Below are 20,806 nucleotides of genomic sequence, written 5' to 3'. Positions count from 1 at the left end.
ATGTAATGTCTCGGCGGCAACGTTTGTATCTGCAAGTTATTGATTTTTAAGAAAAAATAAAAAATCGACTCAGAAATGAAAAACGCCGCAGAAGCGGCGTTTTATCGGGGAGCGGGGAAATTATCGGTCGGCGTAGGGGTTAGGCCAGCCAAGGTTGTCCAATATTTCGATTTCCAGGCTTTCCATTTCAATCGCTTCTTCGTCGTCTTCATGGTCATAACCTTGCGCATGCAGGACGCCATGCACCACCAGGTGGGCGGCATGTTCCACCAGCGTCTTGCCTTGTTCTTCCGCTTCGCGCTGCAAGACGTCGGTGCACAGGATGATGTCGGCCTGGGTAATGCCGCTGTCTTGCTCTTTTTCTTCCTGGTCTTCCGAATAAGCGAAGGTCAGCACGTTGGTGGCGTAATCCTTGCCGCGATAGTCGCGGTTCAGGGCGCGGCCTTCGTCGGCGTCGACAAAACGGATCGTCAGTTCGGCCGGCGCCAACAGGGCGGCTTGCACCCAGCGCCGCAGCTGCGGACGCGGCACGCTTTCTTGCAGGCGCGGATCAGGGTATTGCACCGACAGGGAGAGTTTATTTTTTTTTGGCATTGCGCTTACTTACGATTCCGGGCTGTTTTGGTAATCCCGGTCTGCACCGGTTTGGCAGGTTTCACGGCTTGCGGCGTGGCGGCTTCGATGACGCCATGGGTGGACGCCACCGGCGCTGCCTGCGCCGCGGATTCATAAGCGTCGACAATGCGCGCCACCAAGGGGTGACGCACTACGTCGCTGCTGTTGAAGCGGGTAAAGGCGATGCCGCGCACGTCTTTCAGGATGTTCATGGCATCGATCAGGCCGCTCTTCTGGCCGCGCTGCAAGTCGATCTGGGTGACGTCGCCGGTGACCACGGCCTTGCTGCCGAAACCGATCCGGGTCAGGAACATCTTCATCTGTTCCGGCGTGGTGTTTTGCGCCTCGTCCAGGATGATGAAAGCATGGTTCAGCGTGCGGCCGCGCATGTAAGCCAGCGGCGCGATCTCGATCGCCTGCTTCTCGAACATCTTTTGGGTGCGGTCGAAACCCAGCAAGTCGTATAGCGCGTCGTACAGGGGGCGCAGGTAGGGGTCGACTTTCTGCGCCAGGTCGCCAGGCAGGAAACCCAGCCGCTCGCCGGCCTCGACCGCCGGCCGCGTCAGCACGATGCGCTTGACCGCATCGCGTTCCAGCGCGTCTACCGCGCAGGCAACCGCCAGGTAGGTCTTGCCGGTGCCGGCCGGGCCTATGCCCAGCGTGACGTCATGTTCCAGGATCGAACGGATGTACTGGCTTTGGTGCGGCGTGCGGCCGCGCAGGTCGCTGCGCCGGGTTTTCAGCACGGGACTTTCGATATCCGTTTCGGTCAGCTCTGCATCCGCGGGATCGGCATTGGTGTCGGCGCCAGCTTCGCCGGTGGCCTTGCCGTTGCCCTTGGCGGTTTTCGCGGCTTTTGGTTTCATACCCAGTTTGGCGCGCTGCTCGACCAGCGCCAGCTGGATCTCATCGACCGAGATCACTTTGTTGGCGACAGCGTAAAACTGGTCGAGGATTTCCACCGCGCGTTCGGCATTGCCGCCGGCGGCGATGAATTTGTCGCCGCGCCGGAAAATCGACACGTCCAGCGCCGCGGAAATCTGCCGCAGGTTTTCATCCAGTGGTCCGCACAAGTGCGCCAGCCGCGTATTGTCCAGCGGTTGCGGGATGAAGTAATGCGGCTGGGTAGGGGTTTTAGTTTTCAAACTGGGCTGTGTTTATCTTGTTTGATTGGTCGGTGGGCGCTGCCAGCTATTCGGCGACGACGATTTCGCCGCGCAAGGTATAGGTGAGGGTTTCCGTAATCCTGACGTCGATCAGTTCACCGACCAGGCGCGCGGCGTTCGGGCCGGCCTCGAAATTGACTACCCGGTTGTTCTCGGTGCGCCCCTGCAGTTCGGCCGGATTCTTCTTGGACGGACCTTCCACCAGGATACGCTGCACCGAACCGACCATCGCTTCACTGATCTTGGCCATGTTTGCTTCAACCGTCGCCTGCAGGTGCTGCAGCCGCTTCAGCTTGACTTCGTGCGGCGTGTCGTCCTGCAGGTTGGCGGCCGGCGTGCCGGGACGCGGGCTGAAAATGAAACTGAAGCTGTTGTCGTAGCCTATGTCGGTGATCAGCTTCATCAGCGCCTCGAAATCGGCATCGGTCTCGCCCGGGAAGCCAACGATGAAGTCGCTGGAAATCGTGATGTTGGGACGGACCTGGCGCAGGCGGCGGATTACCGATTTGTATTCCAGCACGGTGTAGCCGCGCTTCATTGCTGACAAGATGCGGTCCGAACCGTGCTGCGCCGGCAGGTACAAGTGGTCGACCAGCTTCGGCACCTTGGCGTAAGTGTCGATCAGGCGCTGCGTGAATTCCTTGGGATGGCTGGTGACGAAGCGGATCCGCTCGATGCCGGGAATCTCGGCAATGTACTCGATCAGCAGCGCGAAATCGGCAATCTCGCCATCCGCCATGGCGCCGCGGAAGGCGTTGACGTTTTGCCCCAGCAGCGTGATTTCCTTGACGCCCTGCTCGGCCAGTCCGGCCACCTCTGTCAAGACATCTTCAAACCGGCGCGAGACTTCCTCGCCGCGGGTGTAGGGCACCACGCAGTAGCTGCAATATTTGCTGCAGCCTTCCATGATCGAGACGAATGCGGTCGCACCCTCGACCTTGGCCGGCGGCATGTGGTCGAATTTCTCGATTTCGGGAAAGCTGATGTCGACTTGCGAATGGCCGGTGGCGCGCCGCTGGCTGATCATCTCCGGCAGGCGGTGCAGGGTCTGCGGACCGAACACCATGTCGACATACGGCGCGCGTTTGACGATCGCCGCGCCTTCTTGCGAAGCCACGCAGCCGCCTACGCCAATCAGCAGGTCGGGATTGTTGCGTTTCAGTTCGCGCAGGCGGCCGAGGTCGGAAAACACTTTCTCCTGCGCCTTCTCGCGCACAGAACAGGTATTCAGCAGGATCACGTCGGCATCTTCCGGGCGATCAGTCTTGATCAAGCCATCGGAGGCGTTCAGGACGTCGGCCATCTTGTCCGAGTCGTACTCGTTCATCTGGCACCCGAAGGTCTTGATGAATACTTTCTTTTGCATCGTTTTTTCCATGACTGCCTAATAACTACCTTTTAACTAGCGCTTCATGCCATTGCGCTGCGCTTCGATCTTCTGGCCGGCTTCATCCGCGGTCAGGATCCAGACGCGGTCGATATCGCCTTGTATGTTCAGGGTGTAATTCACCTGGTAAGTATCCGCGCCCAGAGAGCTGGGGATCTGGGTCAATTGCTGGGTATTCCAGATGCGCGATCCGGGCGACAGCCGCAGCGCATTGCCATTGACCGTGACGTTCGGGTAATCGGTGATAGTCAATTTGCCGCGCAAGGCCGAAGCCGGGAAATCGCGGTTCACCGCCATCGCGGAAAAGGCCAGCGTCGCCAGCAGGAAGATCATGAGCAGGCGGACGGGCCGCATTGTTGCCGACATAGCAAACTCCATTCAATGAAAACCATGCCGCATCTGTGCATGGTGTTGAAAACAATCTTTTAGGGACAGCTCAAAGTGACCAGCATTGCCGGACGCGCATGCGCGATCCGTTTGTTGCGTCGGTGCCGGGCCGCGTTCCGGGGGACTATCGGCCCGTTTGCGGGAAGCGCGGATTATAGCATTTGGCGGGTGGATTGATGAGGTAGGGAGGGGGCGTTCGGTGTTCGGCGTTTGGCCGGGAATTCAAGGGAATATGTATGTAATTGTGTTTTTGGTAATGATTGTTGATGAGTGGTATTTTGGCGGCGACGGACGGGGGCTGAAATGGTTTCTTTGTGGAAATGTAAAACCTATAATTTGGCATCGGTTGCAATCGACGTTTTCCGGGGGGAGTGTAGCGTGCAAAGAAATGCTGAGACTGCCTTATCTTTTGAAAAGAACAACAAGTACACCATGCCTGATATCAGCAAAGGTTTTACCTTACTCGAATTGATCACCACTATCGCTGTGGTGGCGATCCTGGCCGCAGTCGGCATGCCGGCCATGGGCAATTTCATCAGCCAGAATCGTTTATCCGGCAATGTAAATGAATTCATTGCCGCCACCATGCTGACTCGCTCCGAAGCGATTCAACGCGCTGGCGCAGTAACTATTTGCCGCAGCGTTGGAGCAGAAACCGGATCAAATGTCTGCGACACCAGCGGCAGCGATTGGAAAGACGGCTGGCTGGTATATGTCGGCACGGCGTCCGATACCCCTACCACCGCAGCAGGGTCCGCCCATCTGATTTTGGCGCGTCAAGGAGCTTTTACCAGCGGCACTAGTCTTGTACCTGCGTCTACCGCCACCTCTATCACTTATAACGCCATGGGTGCGCCCATAGCGGCGCCTCCTGGCTATTTTACGTTTGCATTCAACACCAAATTTTCACGACTGGTCTGTTTTGATCCAAGCGGGCGAACCAGGGCTATCAAGCCTGGCGATGCGTGTTAAGACGGAAGAGAGATAGGAAATATGGCTTTTCTCAACAAAAAAATATTGCATAGATCCGGTCGGCAACGCGGGGTCGGCATGATCGAAGTATTGATTGCGATCACCATTTCGGCATTTGCGCTGCTCGGTCTCGCTGGCTTGCAAGTGGCAGCATTGCGCTATCAAAAGGTGGCGAATTTTCGTTCTTTGGCCAGCCAGTACAGTGCCGACATCGGCGACCGGATACGCGCCAATGCGGCTGGCGCCAATGCTGGCGGGTATATCACCGACAAAACGTATCCGGCCAATTCGACTGCGGCGGCTTGTGCGGTGAGCGGAGCCTGCACACCGGCGGAGATCGCTACCCAGGATATATACAACTGGCGCCTTTCCATGAGCAATGCGATGGCGGGCGGTTGGGGTACGGTATCCGGCGACAGCACCAACGGTTTTGTCGTGACGGTTTATTTCAGCGAACCAGATAAAACAGCTACGGACTCGGGGTGCGACAACTCAGTGTTCCCCGGCGGGTTCAGCGCTAACGATAAAGCTGCAGTGCGCTGCTTTTTGACTGTGGTGACGCCATGATGATTTCTCAAATGAATACAGGTAATCTGCGTCGCAGCATGCGGGGTTTTACGTTGGTCGAATTGCTGGTGTCGGTGACGATAGGGCTGATCCTTATGTTGTTCCTCAGCAGTCTGTATTTCAATAGCAAATCCAGTTCGCGCCTGAACGATGACAATGCGCGCATTCAGGAAGACGGGCGCTTCGCCTTGAATCTGATCGGCCGCAATCTGATGCAGGCCGGCTACGGCAATATGCTCACGGGTAATACGACGGATTTTCCGCCGGTGAGCGCCCCCACATTGACCGGCTTGATCGGTTGCGATAACGGTTTTGCAATGCCGATTGCTACGGTACCAGCCTGCGCCAGCGCGGCCGGCGCCGACTCGGCGTTTGCTGTCAGCTACACCAGCGAGCCGTACGATGCGACCAATAGTCCGATCAGCGGCGCAGGAGTCGATTGCAGCGGCGTGAAGGCCATCGGCGCAACGGCCACACAGGGTGGCCTCATTACCAATAGTTTTTACCGCGATGCCGCCACGTCGATCTTGTATTGCATGGGAAATCCTGGCGGCACCGCCCAGAAGATATTGAGTAATGTAGATCAGTTGAAAGTCACTTATGGAGTTGATACCGCCAGCAAGTATGTGCCGACGCAAACGGGGGTCAATGCGAGTACTGCTGGCGCGGTGGCCTTTAATGACAATAACCGGGCTGGATGGGGCACGGTGATAACGGCCACCGTATGCCTGGATATCCACAGTTCCAACAATGTGATATCGACGAGCGCGGGCCAGACGTACACCAATTGCAGCGGCCAGTCGGTTACTGCATCGGATCATCTGCTGCATACCACCATGACGCAGGTATTTACCTTGCGTAACAACGCTACTCCCAGCCTGATCAACTAATTCGCACCGGACCAACTTACCAGACATGTTTATGGCAAAGACAAAACTCCAGCAATCAGGCATTGCACTGCCGATGGTGCTGATTTTCCTGGTCGTCATGATGCTGATTGGCACAGTCGCTATCCGCAATGTGACACTGGATGAAAAGATGGCGGCAAATACACGCAACCAGCAGGCGGCTTTCCAGGCGGCCGAGAGAGCATTGCGGTATTGCGAAGCCGGAGCGCAAAACAATTCTATCGGCGGCAAACCCTTGAGCAGCATGCTGACGACTTCGACCACCAGTCCAAGCGTATGGGACAACAGTGCAACCTGGGGAACCTCGGCGCCGGCGACAACCGCCAAACTGCCCGCAGTTGCCCTGCCTAACGGCGTTTCCTGGACTGGCGGGACTCCTCCGCAGCCGCAATGCATCATCGAAGATGTCACAGCCACGATAGGCCTGGGACCGACGCAGCCCAAGCGCGACTTGACCGACAAGGTATACCGGATAACCGGGCGCGGCACGGATGTCACAAATAATGCAGTGGTGTTACTGCAAAGTTATCTAAAATTCTGAGTGTAGGGAGTACTTCATGTTACGAATGAGTGTATCGCGGCATATGCCGCTTGGCCGGTTGCTGAAGCTGGCCGCGCATTGCGCATGCCTGGGAATGGCCGCGATCTCGGGAGTAGCGCTCGCTGAAATCGCCCAAGCGCCGCTGTTCCTGCCGGTGCCGCCGCCGCCAAACATCATGTACATGCTGGACAATTCCGGCAGTATGGCGTGGGGAAGCGTTACCGGTGAAGATGCTACCTACGAATATACAGCGACTGGTCCAAATAATGCTGATGGCCTTAAAGACAAGCTCGCCTATTACTCCAGCAGCTGGAATCAGATTTACTACAATCCAGCGATTCTGTACACGCCGGGGGTGTCGAAGGTTGACGGAGTCAGTTCCATGTCTCCTGCCAACACCAAGACTACCATTATTGATCCCTATCTGAATACCACTACTACGTTAAGCGATTTGAGTGCAACGTGTTACTACGGATCGCCCATCACTCTCCCGCTCTATGCTGCAAAGTCCTTTGCCACAAATTCGAACTGTCAGGCTAGCAAGAGCTCAAATTATCCAACCCTTGGCGCGCGCTATGCCTTTTATTACAACTGGATAGGAACGGAAAAAGGGACCCAAACCGGAGCCAAAGTATCGACAGTAGCAGGAAGCGGGATACCGGATGGCTCGGATTCTCAAAATTCCCTCACGAACTATAAACGTGTAGATATTGTTTCTGGCGCTACATATCCACGCGGTGCAGATCGCAAGGATTGCGTTGCAAGCACAACCAGTTGCAGCTATGCCGAAGAACTTCAAAACTTTGCCAACTGGTTTTCTTACTATCGGACGCGGATTCTGATGACAAAAACTTCGCTGGGATTGGCGTTCGCCGGCATTAATAATCGTTTCCGCGTCGGCTTTGCGACGATTAACGCCAACTCCAGCAATTTTCTGGCGCTGAACAGTTTCGATACCACTCAAAAAAACAAGTGGTATAGCAAACTGTACGCCATCGTACCGTCCGGTGGGACACCGCTCATTGATGCCCTGAATCAGGTAGGACAATATTACACAGGTAACGGCATAAACGGCGCGCCAAGTGGGACGCCGGATCCGATTCAATTGAAATGCCAGGCCAATTTCACGATACTTTCGACAGACGGTTATTGGAACGGGACTGTTCCGACCTCAATAGGCGACCAGGATGGCAAGGTGCCTGCGTTGCCGGCGCCGGTCGCCAAGGATCCGGTTTCTGGCGGTGCGCTGACGACAGGCAGTCAGTTCCCAAACCCTTTTTATCAAGGCCCGACAGCCTCTTCGAATACGCTGGCAGATACAGCGATGAAATATTGGGTTACCGACGTGGGCATCAGGTCGGGGATCAGCAGTACGGCAGGAAAAATCAAAGCGACGGCGACCGACCCCGCAACCTGGCAGCACATGACGACTCATACCATTGGTCTTGGCGCCAACGGCCAGCTAACGTATCGATCGGATTATAAGACTGCAACCAGCGGCGCTTATTTTGACATCAAGAACGGAGCCGCCAACTGGCCGAAACCTGCGGCGGACAGCAAGTCGGCAATTGATGATTTATGGCATGCTGCGGTCAACGGCCATGGCAGCTATTTCAGCGCAAAGAGCCCTCAGGCCCTGCGGGCCGGCCTTAACAGTATTTTGGCAGAAATCGGCCGCAGCACAGGTTCCGGCGGCGGCCAGGCGAATAACCAGGGTGGTGTTGCTCAAAGTAACACGTATGCTTACACCGCGAGTTTTGATGCGGGCGTCTGGATCGGGCACTTGACGGCCAATGCTATTACAACTGATGGATCTACAGGAGCATTTCAGTGGGACGCCGCGACATTGCTGCCTGCGGATCATACGAAACGGAACATCGTTACCTGGAATCCTACTTCGAAAGCCGGCGTCGATTTTTCCTGGGGCAATTTGACATCTGGCACCAACAGCCAGCAAACCGCATTGGGATCAAGCGATGTCGTGGATTACCTGAGAGGTAATTCGGCCCTGGAGCAGGCGTCTGACGGCACTGGCACCGGGACCTTCCGTTACCGCCAGTATAAACTTGGAGATATCGTCAACTCGGCGCCCTTGTATGTCCAAACCAGCGATTCGGGATATTCGGTGTTGCCGACGGCAAATGGCGGTGGCAGCGCTTATACAACTTTTGTTAACAACACCAAGGCTACGCGTAGCGCGATGTTGTATGTGGGCGCCAACGATGGCATGTTGCACGCGTTTTCCCCAAGCGACGGCACTGAAAAATTCGCTTTTGTACCGAACAGTGTTTACCCGAATCTGAAAACCTTGAGCGATCCCAATTACGGCCATCACTATTTTGTTGATGGACCGCTGGCGGAAGGGGACGCTTATATCGGCAGCACCTGGAAGAATATTTTGCTGGGGACTACTGGAGCCGGTGCGAACAGCGTTTTTGCGATAGATGTCACGGCGCCGGGCTCTTTGAACAAGAGTAGTGTTATGTGGGAATACAATAACTCCGGTACCGATGCCGATATGGGCAATGTGCTAGGTGCTCCGGCTGTGGTGCTGCTGGCCAATGGGCAATGGGCAGCGATTTTTGGCAATGGCTACAACAGTGCCAATGGTCATGCGGTGTTATATATGGTGAATGTCCAGACAGGCGCTCTGATTCAAAAAATTGACACCGGGGTAGGCAGTTCCACGTCGCCGAACGGCTTATCGGCTCCAGCCTTGTTGTTCAATGCCAGCCGTCAGCTGGTTGGTGCGTATGCAGGGGATTTGCAAGGAAATCTCTGGAAATTTGATTTAAGCAATGCTACCGATACCACGAAATGGACCGCCAGTTCATTGTTTGTTGCGAAGAATGCGAATTCTGTCATCCAGCCGATTGTACAAAAACCGTTATTGGCAGTCCATCCGATGGGCGGCTATATGGTGATGATCGGTACAGGGAAATTCTATGAGACGACAGATCTAGCCTCCACCGCAATTCAGAGCGTGTATGGCATCTGGGATAAACCTGGAGCAGCAGCTGTAACTGGCCGTAGCCAACTGCAGGCGCAAGTTTTGACGAGCGTTTCGATCGGGGGAACCGCAGTAGGCCGAACCCTGAGTAAGAATCCCATTGCATGGGCATCGCAACGTGGCTGGTACATCGATTATCTTGACCCGGGCGAGCGCACCGTCGGCGATCTGCAGCTTCAGAAAAATATTCTCTTGCTGACGACTTCGTTTACTCCGAATACTACAGATCCTTGTGCTGGCGGCGGGGTGTCATTTAGCATGGGCGTGAATTTCTTGACAGGAGCTTATGCACCGCAGTACCAGATAACCCAGCCTGGGACGACAACCGGTACCAACTGGAGTGCGGCTGCCATTCCGGGTACGACAGGTAGTGGGGTATGGCCGCCGAATCCACCTCCGTCGCCACAGTGCATACGAACGGTCGGTGTTGATGGGGTGGTCAGTTGCCTTGACGTGAAGCTGTCTGGTGTAGCAGTGCGCCGCTGGCGACAATTATCGATCAAGCCAAATTAAGAAATATAGATACCGGTTTGAATCAAGGGGATATCGATGAAATTCAGAAATGCAAACAAGCAGCGTGGTTTTACGTTAATCGAGCTGATGATCGTGGTAGTGGTGATTTCTATTCTTGCCGCCGTTGCCGTCCCTAGTTATCGGTCCTACGTGCAGCGTGGCGATCGAGCTGGTGCAATGGCGGCATTGCTGCAGTATGCCAACTGGATGCAGCAGCAGTACACCGTTAACAATAGTTATCAGCCCGGAGGCGCGGCCCTTACCTTGCCAGCAATGCCAGCGAGCGCCAACCCCAAATATGCTTTTACTATCAGTGCGTCGAGCGCCAGCACTTTTACACTGTCGGCGGCGCCGGTGAAAAACGACAAATGCGGGACTTTTCTTTTGGATAACACTGGCACGAGAACTACAAAGAACGGGGCGACACCCGCAGCAAGCACTGCCGATTGCTGGGCTGGACGATGATGCCTGACGGATTTAGTGTGTGATAAAACAAAAATGGCCTGTCTTAGACAGGCCATTTTTGTAACGGGCAGGGTATAGCTATCGTCGACTACGGAGGCAAGAGTTAGTCAGTTATAATTTTTACTTAAAAGCAATATTATTTTGACTGATAAAGAATGGTGGAAATTTGATCTTTTACTTATCCCTAGCGTTTGTTTTTTGGCTTTTTGTCCTTGTTACCGAATATCGTAAAGATCTGTATCCATTGCTGGCCGGTATTGTCATCCTCGCTTTTGTGGGGCTTGCGGGTTTGCGCTGGGAGACTGGATATGATTGGATCGCTTATGAGCAAGCGGTGGCAGCGGCGCCTACGCTTTTGCGATTATCCTTTTTTCATCTGCCAGATGCGCTTAAACCAATGGAGCCTTTATTCGTCATCTTGCTTTCAACAATAAAGACTTTTGGCGGCACGATCCAGACGCTTTACTTTATCGTCGCTCTTTTTAATGGCATCACATTCTATGTTTTTGTCAGGTACTGCCGGGCGAACGTTATTTTTTCATTTGCCATTTATTTTTGCTGGGTATATCTGTTGGTTCAGATGGGGATTGCCAGGCAGTCGATCGCACTGTCATTCATCATGCTGGCGCTCATCAGGTTCGACAAATCAACGTATTTTTCTACACTAGTACTGTTCCTGATTGGGGTGTGTTTTCAGTATTCCAGCGTAATGCTAGCCCCGATATTTCTCACTTTTGGCTATAAAAAAATCATTGAATTCAAAATTCCAATTTTGCTGGGTCTGGCAGCCTTTTTCTTTTCCGGATTTGGTTTGTTCGATGCTTTGGGAAAAATAACTGAGCATATTCATTTCAGCTTTATCGCAAAAAAACTTCAGGACTATCAGAGCATCGGACCTGCTCCCAAAAGCTTGGGTGCAACAGTATATTTTCTGGTTAATATTTTTACTTTTTTTTATTTTTCAAAAATTGTCGATGTCAATTCTCGCCTAGAAAAATCACTGATGCTTTCGTTGCTTTTGATGATCATTGTAGAAGCGGTTTTCTGGCAATTTCCCCTGCTTTGGAATCGAACCCAATATTTTGTGGTAGTAGCTCAAGGAATCTTGTTATACAAGACATGGGAAACCATAGGGCCATTACATAAAACCATTCAAATCGCGGTTGTTTTCGCACTGAGTATCGCTGCACTGATAAAGCCGCTGCTGAATGAGTCAGCCCGCCCATATCTGCCATATCAATCAAGTATGCGTTTTATCTATACGACTGATTCAGGCGATGGACGTAAGAGATTGGAAGACTACAACGTTATGATTGATAAAAAGGTCTGCCCTAAATCGAGATGTCATCCCGCTATTCGGTATCAATGAGTGTGCCAAACCTGGCTTGCGTCCCTCAAATCACGTCTTTTATTCAGAACAGGCGACAGATATGTATTGTTCGAATGGCTTGCATGTGGACGGAGTGGCTAATTTTGTCATTTTGACGGCACCTGTTCCGCGGTGTATGTAGATACCGTCAAAAAGATCAAATGCAAATCGACGATGCCGGACGTCATGCAACAAAAAACCCGCATCAGCACAAGGCTAAAGGCGGGTTTTTGTACGTTGCCGGACTTCTTGAAACGTGTTCTTGGTGGTGATAGGTGGACTTGAACCACCGACCCCAGCATTATGAGTGCTGTGCTCTAACCAACTGAGCTATATCACCAATGAAGCCCTAAATTATGAAGCATTTCTCCAAATGCTGTCAAGAAAAACAGGTTCAGGACGCTTCCCAAGGGCAATTTCGTAGCGTTATCGCTGCTTGAGGGCTGTTGTTACAGTCTCCAGCGCCGTATCGGCAACATGGTCGCCAATGCAGTCGATCACGATCCGTTCCGGCATGGAGCGCAGCCAGGTCAGCTGGCGCTTGGCCAGCTGGCGGGTGGCGGCGATGCCTTTTTCGCGCAGTTCCTGGTAGCCATACAGTCCGTCCAGGTATTCCCAGGTCTGGCGGTAGCCGACGCAGCGCATGGACGGCAGGCCGAGGTGCAGGTCGCCGCGGGCGCGCAGGGTTTTGACTTCGCCGACCAGGCCGCCGCTTTGCGGATCCAGCATCAGGTCGAAGCGGCGTGCGATACGCTCGTGCAGCACGCTGCGGTCTGACGGTTCCAAGGCGATCGGAAAAATGTCGAAGGGCAGATCCGGCGCCGGCCGGTCGGTCAGCAGCGAGGACATGGTCTGGCCGCTCAGTTCGATGATTTCCAGGGCGCGCTGGATGCGCTGGCTGTCGTTGGGTTTCAGGCGGGCGGCGGTCACGGGGTCCAGCTGCGCCAGCTTGGCGTGCATGCCGGGCACCCCGATCAAGGCGGCTTCTGCATCCAGCCTGGCGCGCAGTGCGGGATCGGCTTGCGGCAAGTCGTCAAGGCCGTCGCGCAAGGCCTTGAAATACAGCATGGTGCCGCCGACCATCAGCACCAGCTTGCCGCGTCCATGGATCTCGGCAGACAGGCGCAGCGCGTCGTCGCGGAACTGCATGGCTGAATAGGATTGCGTCGGCTCCATGATGTCGATCAGGTGGTGCGGCGCCGCCGCAAGTTCGTCGCGGCTGGGTTTGGCGGTGCCGATGTCCATGCCGCGGTACACCAGGGCTGAATCGACCGAGATGATTTCGGACGGGATATGTCTGGCGATTTTCAGTGCGGCGGCGGTCTTGCCGGAAGCCGTGGGGCCCATGATGGCGATTACCAGCGGCTTCGCTGTGGCCGAGGTTGATGTTGCGGGTTGAGAAGGCATACCGCTTATTGGCCGCGCAAGAATAATTTGTCCAGGTCCGACAGCGCCAGCTGGCTCCAGGTGGGGCGGCCGTGGTTGCACTGGTCGGCGCGTTCGGTGGCTTCCATCTGCCGCAGCAGGGCGTTCATTTCCGGCGCCGTCAAGCTGCGGTTAGCGCGTACCGCAGTATGGCAGGCGAGGGTGCCGAGCAGTTCGTTGCGGCGTTCGACCAGGACCCGCGAGCCGCCGAATTCGCGCACGTCGCGCAACACGTCGCGCGCCAGGGTCTGGGCGTCGGCATTTTTCAGCAGGGCCGGGACCGAGCGCACGGCCAATGTAGTGGGTGAGATCGCGGCGATGTCGAAGCCCAGCGCGTGCAGGGTTTCGCGGTTTTCTTCTGCGGTGCCGACTTCCACCGCATCGGCAAAGAAGGTGACCGGGATCAGCAGCGGCTGGACCTGCATCGCATCCTCGTCCAATGCGCCTTTCAGCTGCTCGTACAGGATGCGTTCATGGGCGGCGTGCATGTCGACCAGCACCAGGCCTTTGGTGTTTTGCGCAAGGATGTAAATGCCGTGCAGCTGGGCCAGCGCGAAACCCAGCGGGAAATCGTCGCTCGGCAGGGTCTGGCTGGCAAGTTGCGGCGTTGCCGGATAAACCGGGGCGCCGTCCGCGCTACGTTCATTGCCGGAAAACAGCGCGCCGTAATTGGCCGTGGTTTGCGCCACGCCATTGGCGGCTGGGACAAATTGCGGACCGAACGAGGTCTGCTGTTGAGGTACCTGAGCATTGGGTTGCAGGATCGCTTGCAGGTGTTCCTGCGAGCCGCGTATCCAAGGCATCGCGCCGCTGGGCGATGGCAGCGGCGCCGGCGTCGCGCCGAACGAGGTGGCGGAGGTTTGCGCCAGCGCACGGCTGACCGCGTGGAATACAAACTGGTGCACCGAGCGGCTGTCGCGGAAGCGCACTTCGATTTTCGAGGGATGGACATTGACGTCGACCAGCGCCGGGTCGAGGTCCAGCCCCAGCACATACGACGGGTAGCGGTCGCCGTGCAGCACGTCCTGGTAAGCGGCGCGCACGGCATGCACCAGCAGCTTGTCGCGCACGAAGCGGCCGTTGACGTAGAAGTACTGGGCGTCGGCGCGCGCCTTGGAGGCGGTCGGCAAGCCGACAAAACCGTGCAGGCGCAGCGGGCCGGCGCCTTCGTCCAGCGCCAGGCGGGCGTTGGCGAATTCGTTGCCGAGGATGCTGGCGCTGCGCTTGGCGATTTCAGTGATGTTCCAGTGGTCGACAGTCTTGCCGTTATGGGTCAGCGAAAACGATACATCAGGGCGCGCCAGTGCGATGCGTCGCACTACTTCGGCGCAGTGGCCGAATTCGGTCTGCTCAGATTTGAGGAATTTGCGCCTGGCCGGGGTATTGAAATACAGGTCCTGGACGTCGACCGTGGTGCCTTGGGCGCCGGAGGACGGCGTCACGGCCAGCGTGCTGCCGTCGATTTCCGAGGCGTGGGCGGCGTCGGCGGTGCGCGAGGTCAGGGTCAGCTGCGATACCGAGGCGATAGACGCCAGCGCTTCGCCGCGGAATCCCAGCGTGGCGACATTTTCCAGGTCGTGCAGCGAGCTGATTTTTGAAGTGGCATGGCGCGCCAGCGCCAGCGGCAGCTGTTCCGGTGCTATGCCGCGGCCATTGTCGGTGATGGCGATGCGTTTGACGCCGCCTTGTTCCAGCCGCACCGTGATTTGGCTGGCGCCGGCGTCGAGCGCGTTTTCCAGCAATTCCTTGACCACGGCGGACGGCCGTTCGACCACCTCGCCTGCCGCAATTTGCGAAATCAGGTTGTCGGGCAGCTGCTGGATGGCGCGGATAGGGGAGAGCGGTGGATTCATGCAGCGATTATACCGAAGCTGCAGCCGAAGCCGGGGCCGGCGGTTGCCTGCGCCTGTGCCGGCGCTGGCAATTGCCAAATCTCAGTTTGCGCTGTCTTCGGTAGTGTATTATTCCGGCGCACCCTGAGGAAAAGTGGTCCGGGTTTCCTGGCAGCGCTGCTGCCAAAGAGGTGAACTTTATTCAACAAAAGAAAGTCAGTGTGCATAAGACTTTCCAATCATAAAAGCGCTTAACTGAGGAACACGGACTATGGACTTTATGCAATTCGTCGACATCATCCTGCATGTCGACAAATCCCTTGGCTTCTTGATCAAGGAATATGGCAGCCTGATCTACATGGTCCTGTTCCTGATAGTTTTCTGCGAAACCGGCCTGGTGGTGCTGCCGTTCTTGCCTGGCGACACCCTGTTATTCATCGGCGGGGCGTTTTGCGCCAGCGGCGAGATGAACATCTGGGTGCTGATGGGGCTGCTGATCGTCGCCGCCACCACCGGCAACACGCTCAACTACTGGATAGGCAGCCTGATCGGGCATAAGGTCTACACCCACGATTATCGATGGCTGGACAAGAAGGCCCTGCAAAAAACCCACGCGTTCTATGAACACCACGGCGGCAAGACCATCATTCTGTCGCGTTTTGTGCCTATCGTGCGGACTTTTGCGCCGTTTGTGGCCGGCGTGTCGGAAATGACTTTCTCCAAATTCCAGTTCTTCAATATCACCGGCGCCCTGATCTGGGTGGTCGGCCTGGTTTCCGCCGGATACTTCTTCGGCAACATCCCGGTCATCCGCGATCACCTGAACACCATCGTGCTGATCGGCGTCGGCGCGGCGGTGGTGCCGGTGGCGCTGGGCGGCCTGTGGAAGTTTTACAAAAAAATGCGCGGCGTATAAACGCTGCCGACGCCGGATGAAGAAAGGGCGCGTTGCAAACTTGCAGCGCGCCCTTTTTTTGTCCCCGCCTGCCAGCTTAGGTCAGACGATTCCGCGCCAGCGGCGGATTGTGGGCAAAATACTTCTTGATGCCTTTCAGGACCGCATCGGCCATCTGGTCCTGGTAAGCATTGTCGGTCAGCCTGGCTTCTTCTTCCGGATTCGAAATGAAGGCGGTTTCAATCAGGATGCTCGGGATGTCAGGCGCTTTCAGCACCGCAAAACCGGCTTGTTCCACCGCGCCCTTATGCAGCTTGTTGATGCCGCCGATTTCGCTCAGCACAGCGCTGCCGAGCTTCATGCTGTCGTTGATCTGCGCCGTGGTCGACAGATCCAGCAGCACGCTGGCCAGCTGGCGGTCATGGCTCTTGATGTTGATGCCGCCGATCAGGTCGGCCGAGTTTTCCTTGTTGGCCAGCCAGCGCGCAGCGGTGGAGCTGGCGCCTTTTTCCGACAAGGCGAATACCGAGGAGCCGCGCGCGGTCGGCGTGACAAAGGCGTCGGCATGGATGGAGACGAACAGGTCGGCCTGCACCTTGCGGGCCTTCTGCACCCGGACCCCGAGCGGCACGAAAAAATCGGCATCGCGCGTCAGCATCACCCGCATGTTCGGCTGCTGCTCGATCTTGGCCTTGAGCCGTTTGGCGATGGACAGCACCACGTCTTTTTCACGGTTGCCGCCGCGCCCGGTGGCGCCCGGATCTTCACCGCCATGGCCGGGATCAAGCGCGATCGTGATCATGCGCGTCAGGGTCGTGGTGCGATCTGGTTTCGGGTCAATGCGGGCGACCGGCGGCTGCTCGGGCTGCGGCTGCAACGGTGGCGTCGGTTTTTGCTCTGGCTTGGTCTGCGCCACCGGCGGCGCGATTTCACCCGGGTTGGCGGACGGCCATTCGCCTTTTTCTATCATCGCCTGGATCGGATCGGGCGGATTGACCGGATACAGGTCGAACACCAGCCGGTGCTGGTAACCGCCTACCGGCGCCAGGGTAAACACCTGCGGTTTGACTTCTTCCTTGAGGTCGAACACCAGCCGCACCACATTCGGGCGGTTCTGGCCGACCCGGACTTGCTTGATATAGGGGTCGTTAGGCTGGATCTTGGCGACTAGTTCTTTCAGGGTCGGATTGAGTTCGATGCCTTCGATGTCGACCACCATGCGATCCGGATTTTGCACCAGGAAATGGGTGGTTTTCAGTTCAGCGTCGTTTTCCAGCGTGACGCGGGTGTAGTCATCTGCCGGCCAGACCCGTACCGCGACAATCTGCGCGGCGCGCGCCGACAGCGGCGCCAGTACTGAAATGAGCAAAGTACTGCCGGCCTTGAGGATGGTGCGGCGGATTTTTGATTTTAGAGGTTTGGTGCAAATTTCAGTCGAGCGAGACATTGACTACCCTTATCAGATAACGCCTGCAATTCTACATCACGTCCCTTGCCGGAAACACCGGAAACACTGAGTAATACGCTGATGTCGGGCGGCGGCAACGCGGTGTCCGCTTTTTCCGGCCATTCGACGATACAGATGGTGTCGGGGTTGAAGTATTCACGGAAACCGGCTTCCAGGAATTCATCCGGGCTGGCCATCCGGTACAAATCGAAGTGCATCACCTCGACCGCCTGTTGGGCTATCTGGATCGTATAAGGTTCCACCAAGGTGTAAGTTGGGCTCTTGACGTGGCCCTGGTGGCCGGCGGCATGCAGCAGGGCGCGGGTCAGCGCGGTCTTGCCGGCGCCCAGGTCGCCGTGCAGGTGGATCGCCAGTCCGGGCAGCAAAGCCCTGGCCAAGGCGGCGCCCAGCGCGTTGGTTCCGGCCTCGTCATGCAGGTGGGTTGTAAAATGCGGCATCTCGTAACATAGTCCTTTGTATCTAGTCTTTCTGAAACACACCAGCCATGGCAGTAATCGACCAAAATCTAAGCGCGCTAGCTACTACCATCAAAGCCTGGGGGCGGGAGCTTGGTTTTGCCGATGTCCGCATCAGCGATGTCGACCTGGCGCAGCAGGAGGCTGGCTTCGAGGCATGGCTGGAGCTGGGTTATCACGGTGAGATGGATTATATGGCAGCGCACGGAATGAAGCGCGCCCGGCCTGCCGAACTGGTGCCCGGCGCGATCCGGGCGATAGCCGTGCGCATGGATTACCTGCCGCGCGCCTATCAGGACGATCAGGGCAACTGGCGGCCGCGCGAGCAGGCGCGGCTGGCGCCGGCCGCCGCCGCCAGCGCCACCGTCTCGCTGTATGCGCGCGGCCGCGATTATCACAAGGTGCTGCGTTCGCGTTTGCAGCAGCTGGCGGACCGCATCAAGGGCGAAATCGGCGAATTCGGCTATCGGGTGTTTACCGATTCGGCGCCGGTGATGGAGGTAGCCTTGGCACAGAAGGCTGGCCTGGGCTGGCGCGGCAAGCACACCTTGCTGCTGAATCGCGAGGCCGGTTCGTTTTTCTTCCTTGGCGAAATCCTGACCGACCTGCCGTTGCCTGTCGACCAAGCCATCAGTTCGCATTGCGGGCAATGCAGCGCCTGCATCGATGTCTGCCCGACCCAGGCGATCGTCGGCCCATACCGGCTCGACGCCCGCCGTTGCATCTCGTACCTGACGATCGAGCTGAAAGGCAGCATCCCGGTGGAATTGCGGCCGCTGATCGGCAACCGCGTCTACGGCTGCGACGATTGCCAGCTGTTCTGTCCATGGAACAAGTTTGCGCAGCCATCGGCGCTGGGCGATTTCGATGTCCGCAACGGCCTCGACCAGGCTACGCTGGTGGAGCTGTTCGGCTGGAGCGAGGAGCAGTTCAACAGTCGCATGGAAGGCAGTCCGATCCGCCGCATCGGTTACCTGCGTTGGCTGCGCAACATAGCGGTCGGCCTTGGCAATACCGCAGCGGCGGGCGCCGGCTCGCCAGAGATCATTGCCGCCTTGCAGCAGCGCAGCGACTATCCGTCCGAGCTGGTGCGCGAGCATGTAGCGTGGGCGTTGCAGCAGCATGGTATCGATTAGTGCTGCAGCACCCACAGCCAGAACGGCAAGGTCAGCGCCGACAGCATGGTGCCGGCGGAAATCATGAACGCCACCAGCGGGCCATTGCCGCCCATCCGGGCCGCCAGGATGTAAGCGCTGGAGGCGGTAGGCAGGGCGCAGAACAGCACCACCAGCTGCAATTGCGACGGCGCCAGTCCCAGCCATTGCCCCAGCAGCCAGGCCATGGCCGGCAGCGCCAGCAGCTTGACCGCCAGGAAATACCCTGCCAGCGCCTTGGCCCGTTGTACGCCGCTCAGGCGCAAGCCCGCTCCCACCAGCAGCAAGCCCAGCGCCAGTGCGGCGTTGCCGAGCCGCGACAAGACCGCGCCCGCGACTTCCGGCAGCGGCAATCCAGACAAGTTGTACAAGAGCCCGCAAGCGGTAGCGATCAGCAGCGGATTGCGCGCCAGTTCCTTGAGCAGGCCGCCGCTTTTGTGCGCCAGGGCATGGACTGCGGCCAGGTTGCACAAGGGCACGCCAAAGCCGATCAGCATCGCCATCATGCCGGTGGCCTGCTCGCCACCCAGCCTGGCCGCCAGGGCCAGCGCCATGTAGGAATTGAAACGGTAGCCGGTTTGCATGCCGGATTCATAGTCCATGGGCGCGGCCTTGATCCACGGCTTGCCCAGCCAGGTAAGGACGATGGCGCCGAGCAGCGCGGCCATGCCGACCATCAGCATCTTGCCGCTGGTGTCGAAGCTGAGCGGGGTGCGGGCGGTGGAATAAAACAGCAGGGCGGGGAAGAGCAGGAAATACACCAGCTTTTCCGCCCCGGTCCAGAACTCGGCGCCCCAGTTGCTGATGCGGTGCAAGACCGCTCCCAGCAGGATCAGCGAAAAATCAGGAAACAACAGGTTGACGATATACATGGAGTGGCGGATATTGTTAGAAAGCGGGCCCGATTGTCGACACGCCAGGCCTTCCTGAGTAATTCCCGGGGCTAGGCGCTAAAGTTTGTTTCCGTATGGAAATTTGGTGAAAATTGATGAGTATTAGTTTGATAAGGGTTTAGTGTAAACCTATGTTGTTTAGTCAAAATGATTCATATAAATTATTTGTTAAATCCGGGTAACACCTGTTACAGTGCGACCACACTAGAGATTGCAGCTTGTAAAAGCGGCAATTCGGCAAGCAGCTAGTTGAACCGGATTGCGGTTTCCGGCAGGTGGTTTTATGTGGCACGGAATTCAGATTTTTTAAGCGTCCGGCAAAGGGATTTGCCAGCGCGGTTGAATAAACAGGATTGTAGGTGGTGGTGCATAAGAACGGTAATTGATACCGGGGATACTGAGGAGACCGTGCATTCCAAATGAAGCTGTCTAAACAGCCGGGAGTGCATAACGAAGTAATTTGAGGCGCATCGACAGATGCGCCTTTTTTATTTTATGCTTACAAGATCCTAGATTCGGCAGTTGACCGCTCTGTTATATCTGGAAAGCTTGATGCACACTATCTTTCTTTGGTTTAATGAGGTATCTCCAGCGAGTGAGAGCGCTACAGGCGCGATCGCACACTTTTCCGGCCCTCTGGCGGTGGAGCAGGGAATTCAGGTGACATGTCGCCTGCCTGCGCAACAGCATTCCCTTGCAAGGGAATGCTCTCGCCCTATAGGGCTACAGGCGTTGCTCCTCCTAGCGGAATGACTTCCGCGTCGTCGTCGCGCCTAGCCAGAGA

18 protein-coding genes and 1 tRNA gene are annotated in these 20,806 nt (G+C 56.7%); 9 read left to right on the top strand and 10 right to left on the bottom strand.

All coding sequences use genetic code 11. The features are described from left to right. Positions 1–120: 120 nt before the first annotated feature. The 4 genes from ybeY to CFter6_RS20230 are packed head-to-tail and all read right to left on the bottom strand — an operon-like array spanning position 121 to position 3,534. Positions 121–594: an rRNA maturation RNase YbeY gene (ybeY, locus tag CFter6_RS20245; RefSeq protein WP_061541449.1), complete on the bottom strand. Its 474-nt coding sequence runs from the start codon at positions 592–594 to the stop codon at positions 121–123. Positions 595–599: 5 nt separating this feature from the next. Continuing rightward, on the bottom strand, positions 600–1,760 hold the full coding sequence (locus tag CFter6_RS20240; RefSeq protein WP_061541448.1) for a PhoH family protein: 1,161 nt from the start codon (positions 1,758–1,760) through the stop codon (positions 600–602). Between the two features lie 46 nt (positions 1,761–1,806). Continuing rightward, positions 1,807–3,147: a tRNA (N6-isopentenyl adenosine(37)-C2)-methylthiotransferase MiaB gene (gene miaB, locus CFter6_RS20235; protein ID WP_061542492.1), complete on the bottom strand. Its 1,341-nt coding sequence runs from the start codon at positions 3,145–3,147 to the stop codon at positions 1,807–1,809. A gap of 36 nt (positions 3,148–3,183) precedes the next feature. Continuing rightward, positions 3,184–3,534 (bottom strand): hypothetical protein, encoded by a 351-nt coding sequence (locus tag CFter6_RS20230; protein ID WP_061541447.1) that lies wholly within the window; start codon positions 3,532–3,534, stop codon positions 3,184–3,186. 324 nt (positions 3,535–3,858) lie between these two features. Here CFter6_RS20230 and CFter6_RS20225 point away from each other — a divergent pair, with 324 nt between their 5' ends. From CFter6_RS20225 to CFter6_RS20195, 7 genes are all read left to right on the top strand, one after another. Further along, positions 3,859–4,527, top strand: a complete 669-nt coding sequence (locus CFter6_RS20225) for a GspH/FimT family pseudopilin (RefSeq protein WP_082814900.1) — start codon at positions 3,859–3,861, stop codon at positions 4,525–4,527. A 21-nt stretch (positions 4,528–4,548) separates the two neighbouring features. Then, complete coding sequence (gene pilV / locus CFter6_RS20220) at positions 4,549–5,094, top strand: type IV pilus modification protein PilV (protein WP_082814899.1); 546 nt, start codon at positions 4,549–4,551, stop codon at positions 5,092–5,094. 11 nt (positions 5,095–5,105) lie between these two features. After that, the gene (locus tag CFter6_RS20215; protein ID WP_167351423.1) at positions 5,106–5,984 is read left to right on the top strand and encodes a PilW family protein; all 879 of its coding nucleotides are present in this window, start codon (positions 5,106–5,108) and stop codon (positions 5,982–5,984) included. A 31-nt stretch (positions 5,985–6,015) separates the two neighbouring features. Then, positions 6,016–6,543 carry a pilus assembly PilX family protein gene (locus CFter6_RS20210; protein ID WP_167351422.1) on the top strand — a complete coding sequence of 176 codons (528 nt, stop codon included), beginning with the start codon at positions 6,016–6,018 and terminating at the stop codon, positions 6,541–6,543. A 16-nt stretch (positions 6,544–6,559) separates the two neighbouring features. Next, on the top strand, positions 6,560–10,066 hold the full coding sequence (locus CFter6_RS20205) for a pilus assembly protein (protein ID WP_082814896.1): 3,507 nt from the start codon (positions 6,560–6,562) through the stop codon (positions 10,064–10,066). Between the two features lie 36 nt (positions 10,067–10,102). Beyond that, positions 10,103–10,531 (top strand): type IV pilin protein, encoded by a 429-nt coding sequence (locus CFter6_RS20200; protein WP_061541441.1) that lies wholly within the window; start codon positions 10,103–10,105, stop codon positions 10,529–10,531. Positions 10,532–10,697: 166 nt separating this feature from the next. After that, positions 10,698–11,900 (top strand): EpsG family protein, encoded by a 1,203-nt coding sequence (locus CFter6_RS20195; RefSeq protein ID WP_061541440.1) that lies wholly within the window; start codon positions 10,698–10,700, stop codon positions 11,898–11,900. Positions 11,901–12,163: 263 nt separating this feature from the next. Here CFter6_RS20195 and CFter6_RS20190 read toward each other — a convergent pair. The 3 genes from CFter6_RS20190 to mutL form a co-directional block, all read right to left on the bottom strand. Further along, positions 12,164–12,240 (bottom strand) — tRNA-Met (locus tag CFter6_RS20190). Positions 12,241–12,326: 86 nt separating this feature from the next. Then, positions 12,327–13,307: a tRNA (adenosine(37)-N6)-dimethylallyltransferase MiaA gene (gene miaA / locus CFter6_RS20185; protein ID WP_061541439.1), complete on the bottom strand. Its 981-nt coding sequence runs from the start codon at positions 13,305–13,307 to the stop codon at positions 12,327–12,329. 5 nt (positions 13,308–13,312) lie between these two features. Further along, on the bottom strand, positions 13,313–15,178 hold the full coding sequence (gene mutL, locus CFter6_RS20180) for a DNA mismatch repair endonuclease MutL (protein WP_061541438.1): 1,866 nt from the start codon (positions 15,176–15,178) through the stop codon (positions 13,313–13,315). A 250-nt stretch (positions 15,179–15,428) separates the two neighbouring features. Here mutL and CFter6_RS20170 point away from each other — a divergent pair, with 250 nt between their 5' ends. Beyond that, positions 15,429–16,073 carry a VTT domain-containing protein gene (locus tag CFter6_RS20170; RefSeq protein ID WP_061541436.1) on the top strand — a complete coding sequence of 215 codons (645 nt, stop codon included), beginning with the start codon at positions 15,429–15,431 and terminating at the stop codon, positions 16,071–16,073. A gap of 76 nt (positions 16,074–16,149) precedes the next feature. On the opposite strand, the gene CFter6_RS20165 is transcribed toward CFter6_RS20170, so the two are convergent. Both CFter6_RS20165 and tsaE read right to left on the bottom strand, forming a co-directional pair. Beyond that, positions 16,150–17,499 carry an N-acetylmuramoyl-L-alanine amidase gene (locus CFter6_RS20165; protein ID WP_061541435.1) on the bottom strand — a complete coding sequence of 450 codons (1,350 nt, stop codon included), beginning with the start codon at positions 17,497–17,499 and terminating at the stop codon, positions 16,150–16,152. Continuing rightward, on the bottom strand, positions 17,463–17,957 hold the full coding sequence (gene tsaE / locus CFter6_RS20160; RefSeq protein ID WP_061541434.1) for a tRNA (adenosine(37)-N6)-threonylcarbamoyltransferase complex ATPase subunit type 1 TsaE: 495 nt from the start codon (positions 17,955–17,957) through the stop codon (positions 17,463–17,465). Before tsaE ends, CFter6_RS20165 begins: the two co-directional genes overlap by 37 nt. Before the next feature lie 47 nt (positions 17,958–18,004). Here tsaE and queG point away from each other — a divergent pair, with 47 nt between their 5' ends. Beyond that, on the top strand, positions 18,005–19,111 hold the full coding sequence (gene queG / locus CFter6_RS20155) for a tRNA epoxyqueuosine(34) reductase QueG (RefSeq protein ID WP_061541433.1): 1,107 nt from the start codon (positions 18,005–18,007) through the stop codon (positions 19,109–19,111). On the opposite strand, the gene CFter6_RS20150 is transcribed toward queG, so the two are convergent. After that, entirely contained in the window at positions 19,108–20,001 is an 894-nt protein-coding gene (locus CFter6_RS20150) for an AEC family transporter (protein ID WP_061541432.1), read from the bottom strand. The genes queG and CFter6_RS20150 overlap by 4 nt on opposite strands. Positions 20,002–20,806 lie beyond the last annotated feature (805 nt).

Origin of the sequence: Collimonas fungivorans (assembly GCF_001584145.1) — a bacterium.
GTDB classification, from domain to species: domain Bacteria; phylum Pseudomonadota; class Gammaproteobacteria; order Burkholderiales; family Burkholderiaceae_D; genus Collimonas; species Collimonas fungivorans.
Note: the sequence above shows the minus strand (reverse complement) of the source record. Positions and strands in the feature narration are given on the sequence as shown.

Coding starts and splice junctions, on each gene's coding strand:
- ybeY (WP_061541449.1), bottom strand. CDS start 594: ATGCCAAAAAAAAATAAACTCTCCCTGTCGGTGCAATACCCTGATCCG.
- miaB (WP_061542492.1), bottom strand. CDS start 3,147: ATGCAAAAGAAAGTATTCATCAAGACCTTCGGGTGCCAGATGAACGAG.
- CFter6_RS20230 (WP_061541447.1), bottom strand. CDS start 3,534: ATGTCGGCAACAATGCGGCCCGTCCGCCTGCTCATGATCTTCCTGCTG.
- CFter6_RS20225 (WP_082814900.1), top strand. CDS start 3,859: ATGGTTTCTTTGTGGAAATGTAAAACCTATAATTTGGCATCGGTTGCA.
- pilV (WP_082814899.1), top strand. CDS start 4,549: ATGGCTTTTCTCAACAAAAAAATATTGCATAGATCCGGTCGGCAACGC.
- CFter6_RS20215 (WP_167351423.1), top strand. CDS start 5,106: ATGAATACAGGTAATCTGCGTCGCAGCATGCGGGGTTTTACGTTGGTC.
- CFter6_RS20210 (WP_167351422.1), top strand. CDS start 6,016: ATGGCAAAGACAAAACTCCAGCAATCAGGCATTGCACTGCCGATGGTG.
- CFter6_RS20205 (WP_082814896.1), top strand. CDS start 6,560: ATGTTACGAATGAGTGTATCGCGGCATATGCCGCTTGGCCGGTTGCTG.
- CFter6_RS20200 (WP_061541441.1), top strand. CDS start 10,103: ATGAAATTCAGAAATGCAAACAAGCAGCGTGGTTTTACGTTAATCGAG.
- miaA (WP_061541439.1), bottom strand. CDS start 13,307: ATGCCTTCTCAACCCGCAACATCAACCTCGGCCACAGCGAAGCCGCTG.
- mutL (WP_061541438.1), bottom strand. CDS start 15,178: ATGAATCCACCGCTCTCCCCTATCCGCGCCATCCAGCAGCTGCCCGAC.
- CFter6_RS20170 (WP_061541436.1), top strand. CDS start 15,429: ATGGACTTTATGCAATTCGTCGACATCATCCTGCATGTCGACAAATCC.
- CFter6_RS20165 (WP_061541435.1), bottom strand. CDS start 17,499: ATGTCTCGCTCGACTGAAATTTGCACCAAACCTCTAAAATCAAAAATC.
- tsaE (WP_061541434.1), bottom strand. CDS start 17,957: ATGCCGCATTTTACAACCCACCTGCATGACGAGGCCGGAACCAACGCG.
- queG (WP_061541433.1), top strand. CDS start 18,005: ATGGCAGTAATCGACCAAAATCTAAGCGCGCTAGCTACTACCATCAAA.
- CFter6_RS20150 (WP_061541432.1), bottom strand. CDS start 20,001: ATGTATATCGTCAACCTGTTGTTTCCTGATTTTTCGCTGATCCTGCTG.